This window comes from Snodgrassella sp. B3088 (genome assembly GCF_026535815.1).
Lineage (GTDB): Bacteria > Pseudomonadota > Gammaproteobacteria > Burkholderiales > Neisseriaceae > Snodgrassella > Snodgrassella alvi_E.
Genome location: NZ_JAFNPG010000010.1, coordinates 1 through 7420 on the forward strand (window position 1 = coordinate 1; position 7420 = coordinate 7420).

General features: G+C 47.6%; 1 protein-coding gene. It reads left to right on the forward strand.

Annotation, left to right across the window (positions count from 1 at the left end; all coding sequences use genetic code 11):
• Positions 1–7420, forward strand: a 7420-nt coding sequence (locus J3U75_RS08395; RefSeq protein ID WP_267391506.1) for a hemagglutinin repeat-containing protein, incomplete at both ends; no start/stop codon positions are given.

Below are 7420 nucleotides of genomic sequence, written 5' to 3' on the forward strand. Positions count from 1 at the left end.
ACTGGACAACCGCAAAGGCCGGATCCAGTCGACGGAACAAATAGCCATAGAGGCAGAGAACACCGACAACAGTGATAGCGGTGTCATAGCGGCACAGAAACAACTGCAGCTACACAGTAGTGGGCAAGTTGACAATAGCAAAAGCGGGCAGCTATGGAGTGGAGGAACTGCTGAAATACAAACGGCCAACCTAAATAACAATAGTGGCGCCATCGATAGTGACAGTCTGCAACTGAAAGCGGATAGCGTANCCAATCAGCAAATACAGGCACAAATAAGCACCAGCCTTAATAATCAATCTGGCCTGATAAGCAGTGGACAAAATTTCAACCTAAACGCAACCAATTCCGCCAAGTTAGTCATCGACAACAGCACACAGGGCAAAATCATAGCTGGCAAACAAGCCATCATCAACAGTATCAGCCTTAATAACCGACAGGGCAGCATAGATGCTAATAGCATTAATATTTATGCCGACAGTGTCGATAATAACGGTGGTGCCATCCGCAGCAACAAGCAGCTAAACGCCAGCATTACAAAGCAATTAAGCAATCAGGGTGGGCAGATAAGCAGTGCTGCTGACGATGTTTTGCTTAATGCAACTGGTGACAGCAAGCTGGCTGTTGACAACAGCGCCGACGGTAAAATCATCGCTGGTAAAGGGGCTGTAATCCATGCTGTAAGCGTGAACAACCAGAAAGGTAGCATTGATGCTGAAAAAATCGATTTACAATCAGATAATGTCAACAACCAAAGTGGCGCCATCCGGGCTAACCAGCAACTAAACGCTCAAATCAGCCAACAGTTGCAAAACCAGAACGGTATATTAGGCAGCAGTGGGCAGTTATATTTGAATGCCAATGGTAAGCAGCGGGCTTCAATTGACAATACAGCCGGAAAGATTATTGCCGGCAAAGAAGCCGTTATTGTTGCCACCGGCCTCAACAATCAGCAGGGCAGTATAGATACCGACAGTCTGCTCTTGCAGGCAGACAGTGTTAACAATAACAGCGGCGCTATCCGAACCAACAAGGAACTGACTACACAACTCAAAGAGCAGCTTGATAACCGTAATGGCCTGATAAGTGGCGGTACCGAAGTGGCCATTAATGCCGGCGCAGACAGCGATATTGGCGTCGACAATAGTGGCGAGGGTAAAATCGTTGCCGGCAAACAGGCGATAATCCATGCTGCTAGCGTAAACAATCAGCAGGGCAGTATTGATGCTGAAAACATCGAATTGCAGGCTGAAAATGTCAACAATCAAAGTGGCTCCATCCGGGCCAACAAAAAATTGAATGCTCGGATTAACCAAAATCTGGATAACCGCCAAGGGCAGATCAGCAGTGCAGAAGATGTTCAGATTCACGACCAGAATGGCCACAACCTGCACATTGACAACAGCAGTGATGGCAAAATACTTGCTGGTAATGACCTAAACATCCAGAGTAAATACCTTAACAACTCAGGAAGTATCGCCGCAGGCCGTAACGCTACTATCCGCCTGCATGATGACTTCAGCGCAGAGGCTGATATCAGTGCCGGTGCTAATTTGGATCTGAGTAGCCAAGGGATAATCAACAATAGCCACACCCTCAGTGGCGGCGACAGCGTACGCCTACAGGCAGCCAGCATCAACAATCAGGCCAGCGGCACCATTCAGAGCAACAATCAAACCGAATTACAGGCACAAAGCAATATCACCAACCGTGGCCTGATAAACAGCAACAGCACCACACTAGTACAGTCCGGAAGCAGCATCAACAACATCGGTACCGGCCGCATCTATGGCAACCATGTCGCCATCGGCACCCATGATTTATACAATCAGGAAGAAACCAGCGGCACAGAAACCAAAGCAGCAGTGATAGCCGCACGCCAGCGGCTGGACATTGGTGCAACTAATATCGTTAACAAAGAACACGCCCTGATTTCCAGCGAGGGTGACATCGCCATCGGTGGCAGCCTAAACCAACAGCATCAGGCTGTGGNGGCCGATAATCTGCTCAACAGCAGTGCCCGTATCGAAGCGCAGGGTAACGGTAACATCGCCGTGCAGCAGTTACAAAATTTAAATGATCACTTCATGGTAGAAGATTATCTGGCTAACAGTGAACGAATCGAACAATATAAAGATGCAGGCAAAACTGAAACTTGGACAGAAGGAAAAGACGGCCATTTCAGTTGGAGCAGGAAATATGCTCAGTTTAAATTTAAGGATGGCAGCAAAGTTCACTGGCGCTATGATGATATTAATAAAATTATGTGGTGGGATTTTGTACGTGACACCTATAAACAGCATATTGTCGATAGTCAGCCGGGCCAAATAATTATTGGCGGAAGTCTCAATATAGATGGCAGCCATTGGGAAAATAATAACAGTCAGATACTGGTTGGCGGTAATCTTACAGTGGGCGGTAATCTATGGCTGGAAAACAAAGAAACCAAACAAGTACAGCGTGTTGTTGATAAGGGTAAGAAAGGTAAGTTTACTTACGGTAAAAGTGGTCGGCATCATAAATCACGTAAAAACACAGATAAAGAACCAGTAGATAGTACTACCATTACGGAACTGGATTTCGAACAACCAGTCAGCGTTATCCAGCAGCATATCAACACAGGTGCTAATCAGGTCAATGCCACAGCAGCAAATGTATCCGCCCAAGAAATAAATGTCAGCAGTAACAGCAATCCTGTTGGCAGTAATAATGACAATAGCATAAATAATAACAATGCTGCCAGTCAGAATAACAGCGTGCAGCTGCATAATGAGCAGATTAAAACCCTTACCAGCTTTAATACCGGTTTACCCAACAGCAGCCTATACCATATCAATCCTGCTAACAGCGGTTATTTGGTTGAAACAGACCCAGCCTTTACCAATATGAAAAAATGGCTGGGCAGCGATTACATGCTTAGCGCACTCGGCCACAATCCGGACAAAATGCAAAAACGGCTGGGCGACGGCTATTACGAACAAAAACTGATAAACGAACAGATAGCCAAGCTTACCGGCTTTCGCCGGCTGGAAGGCTATAGCAATGACGAAGAGCAATATAAAGAGTTGATGAATGCTGGTATCAGTTTTGCACAACAGTATCAATTGACACCAGGCATTGCTCTGAGTGCTGAGCAGATAGCGCGGCTGACTAGCGACATTGTCTGGCTGGTTAATCAGACAGTAACTCTGGCTGACGGCAGCAAGCAGACCGTACTGGTACCACAAGTATATCTACAGGTGCGTGATGGTGACGTAAACTCAGCGGGTGCATTAATTAGTGCCGGCAACATCAGCCTGCATACCAATCAGAATCTGAATAATCAGGGTACTATTGCCGGCCGCAAAATTGTTGATCTGGGTGCACAGAACCTGACTAACAGCGGTTTAATTAGCGGTCAAAAAGTAGCATTGAGTGCGGTAAACAACATTGATATTAATGGAGGTGCAGCACTGGCACAGGATATGCTAAGCCTGCAAGCCAAACACATCAGCATCAATACCACCACAGCCACCCATGGCGATGAACGTAACGGTGCCACCATTATCAATCGTGTAGCCGGACTTTATGTCACCGGAAACAAAGACAGCAGCCTAACTGTAGATGGCAAAGACGGCATTGATTTGCATGGGGCCAACATTATAAACAACGCCGTCAACGGTAGTACACAGCTGCGTTCCACCAATGGCAGCATAAATCTAGGTACGGTACAGATTGCCGATCATGAAACCAGTGGCAAACTGAGCGATCGCAATCATCTATCACTTCACCACAGCGCAGAAGTGGGCACTCAAATCAGTGGACAAGGAGACATCAGTATTGCCTCAGGCAAACAGATCAACCTTCGCCAGAGTGACATCAGCAGCAATAATGGCAACGTTAATATTTACGCCAAAGATAGCGTCAATATTACCGAAGGTAGGCAAACAGCTGATTTAGACGAAGCTATTTACAACAAATCCAAAGGATTGGTTTCAAGCAAAACCACTATTGATAAATACCAAAAGCATCATGACGAAGCGATAGGCAGCAGCATCAGTGGTAATCAGGTTAATATTGGCAGTGAGCAGAATATACAGGTACGCGGTAGTAATATTATTTCCAAAGAACAAACCATTCTTAGTGCTGGAAATGATATCAACATTGAAGCTGCGCATAACCAATATAATGACCACGAATACCACGAACAGAAAAAATCCGGTTTTACCGCCAATCTGTCTAAAGGTGTGGCCAGCGTAGGATACAGTAAGACCAAAACTCAGTTGGATCAGCAAGATGGAAACCAAACCCTTACCTTAAGTCAGGTAGGCAGCCTGCAAGGTAACACCATTATTAAAGCTGATGGCAACCTAAATGCTACAGCAGCGATATTTGGTGCCGGCAAAGACCTCACCCTGCAAGGTAAAAACGTAAATTTACTGGCCGACAGCATAACCAGTGATCAGAAAATCGATATCAAAACCAAAAAAAGTGGTTTTTCAGTAGGATTTACCTATTCTCCAACTTTGGCAGCTGCCTCTGCCCTCAAAGAAGGCATGCAAAATGGCGATTTCAGCAATAGCATCGTGGGTAAAAGCATGCAAGCAGGTGAAGCAGTTTCCAGTGCCGTACAGGCTGCCTATACCCCTGTGGTTGTTACTATAGGTAACCAGCGTACCCATCAGACACACGATACCCACAATAGCGAGTCTGTTACCACACAGGCAACTGCTGGCGGCAACCTCAATATTATTGCTACCGATGGTAGCATCAACAGCGAGGGAGCCAGACTCTCAGCCGAAGGTAATGCCTTACTTCATGCCAGTGATAACATTAACCTCAGCTTCGCCCGTGATAGCCACGAAGAACATGCCACCAGCAAAAGCAGTGGTTTTAATCTGGATACACGCAAATGGACTTCACCTATCGGCCTAGCGCATGAAAAAGGCAAAGGACAAGGCTCCGTTGATAGTGCCCTTGGTACCCAGCTGTCAGTTGGTGGGACATCCAACATGCAAACCCTCAAAGGAGACATCAACATCATCGGCAGCAGCGTAGTAGCAGGTGGTGACAACACCATCAACGCAGCCCGAAACGTCAACATATTATCCACCCAAAACAGCAACAGTCAGAGCGAAAGCCATAGCAGCAAGGGCTGGGGTTCTGCCCAACTATCTGATACCGAAAAATTCACCGGTTACATGAGCAGCAAAGATGAATACAGAGCCAACAACGTAGAACAGCTACGCAGTCAGGTAGGCAGCCTTACCGGCAACGTTAACATCTTTGCTGGCGAACACTATACCCAGCAAGTAGCAGATATCATTGCCGCTAATAATCTCAACATCATAGCCAAAGATATAAACGTGCTGGATGATGCCAACTACGGCAGCAGCCACCAGTCTTCACGCGACTTGAAAGTAGGTAACTTCACTAAAGTCAGCTCACCACTGATTGATCTGGCCAATGCCGTAGATACTTTACATCAGAGCAAAGCAGACGACCGTACCAAAACCCTGCAAGGGATGGCGGCGTTAGGACAAGGCTACATGGTGTACAGCGCAGCTCAAAGCGTACAAAGTGCCATGCAGAACAACGCCAAAGTTGTGTCAGATGCCCTGCTGAACGGACAGGCAGTGGACCCAAACAAACTACAGAAAGGTGCCACACTGCTCAAAGTAGAAACGGGTATCGGCTTCAAGAGCAGCAAAAGCCGTCAAGACAGCAGCTACAGCAACTCACAGTCCAACCAGCTAACAGCCGGTGGTAATGTAAACCTTATTAGTACCGAAGGCGACATCCACTTACAAAACACCCAAGTCAGCGCTAAAGACAATATCAATCTCAACTCAGCACGCGATATCCTGCTGGAAGCCGGCCAAAACCGACAGAAAGCCGATGGTAAAAACAGCAGTGCAGGCCTAAGCGTAGGCGTAGGTGCCTCAATCGGCGCCCAGACCGGCGTGTATATTTACGGCGAAGTAGGTGCCAGCTCCGGTCGTAACCATCTGGATGCGACAACCCACAGCCAAACCACACTGCAATCAGACAAACTGAACATCAGCAGCAAAGGCAACACCACCTTGCTAGGCGCACAGGCTACCGCCAATCGCATAGATGCAGACATCGGTGGCAAACTGAGCATCATCAGCCCGCAGGACAAAATAGACCAAGTCATCAAAAACAGCGGAGCCAGCCTGCATGTACAGGGCGGATTGGGTAGCGTATGGGAAGCCTCAGGTAATTTTAGCAGCAGCAATGCTTCTGGTCACCTTAATGGCGTCAACCAGCAATCTGGATTATTTGCCGGTAAAGATGGTTACCACATCAAAGCCGATAGCGTAGATTTGCAGGGAGGAGCCATCGGATCCACTGCAGACAAAGAACACAACCAGCTTACCACCAACAGTCTTACCTTCAAGGACATCGAAAACCACTCCGACTTTCATGCCAGCAATGCATCGATAGGAGGAGGTTTTTCCGGAGACGGCCCGGGGCCAGTAGGCAATCCGAGTTACACCCCCGGCCTGCCACAATACGAAAGCGGCAGCGACCATACCACCACACATGCCACCCTAAGCCCGGGGCAGATAATCATAAACGGCAAAGAAACCAGCGTAGAAGAACTGGGCATCCACAGCGATATCAGCACAGCACACAGCAAAGTAAATGAACTGCCGGATTTACAGCAGATTATGGACAAACAGCAGGCTGTAGCTGATGCCACCGCCACCATCATGCAAAGCGTACGAACACTAAGCACAGATATGGCAAACAAAGCGGACAAAGAAAAGCAGCAGGCGAAAAAAGCGGCAGAAGAGCAACTGCAAACAGAAGGCGGAGAGATACTAAACAAATACAATAGCCTGAACGAAGCCGAAAAAGCCGAATTCCTGAAACAATATTCCAGCAGTTACAAACAAGCAGAGGAACAGGCACAGGCATGGGGCATAGGCGGCAACAAGAGCCGTGCACTGAATGCAGTGACCACAGCCATCACCGGTGCACTGGGCGGACAGACCAATATACAGGTAGTGGCCAACACCTTAGCACCATATGCATCAGAGCTGATAGGCAAACAATTTGGTCACGGAGAAAACAAAAACGAAGCGGCGCAGCTGGTAGCGCATGCCATATTAGGTGCAGTGACTGCAAGTGTAAACGGAGGCAGTGCAGCAGCAGGAGCGGCAGGAGCGAGCAGTGCGGAATTGGCAGCCCAATACCTAATAAACCATCTGCCAAAAGACCAATATCCAGAAGCAATAGATCCCACCACAGGAGAAATAGACCCGAACAGACTTCCGGAAAACGTAAAAGGAAGCATAAGAGATCTATCGTCAGCGATAGGGACGGTAGCGGGGGGACTAAGCGGAGGAACACTGAGTAATGCGCAGATAGCAGGAGAGCTTGGGCAAAATGCAGTAGAGAATAATGCCTTAATT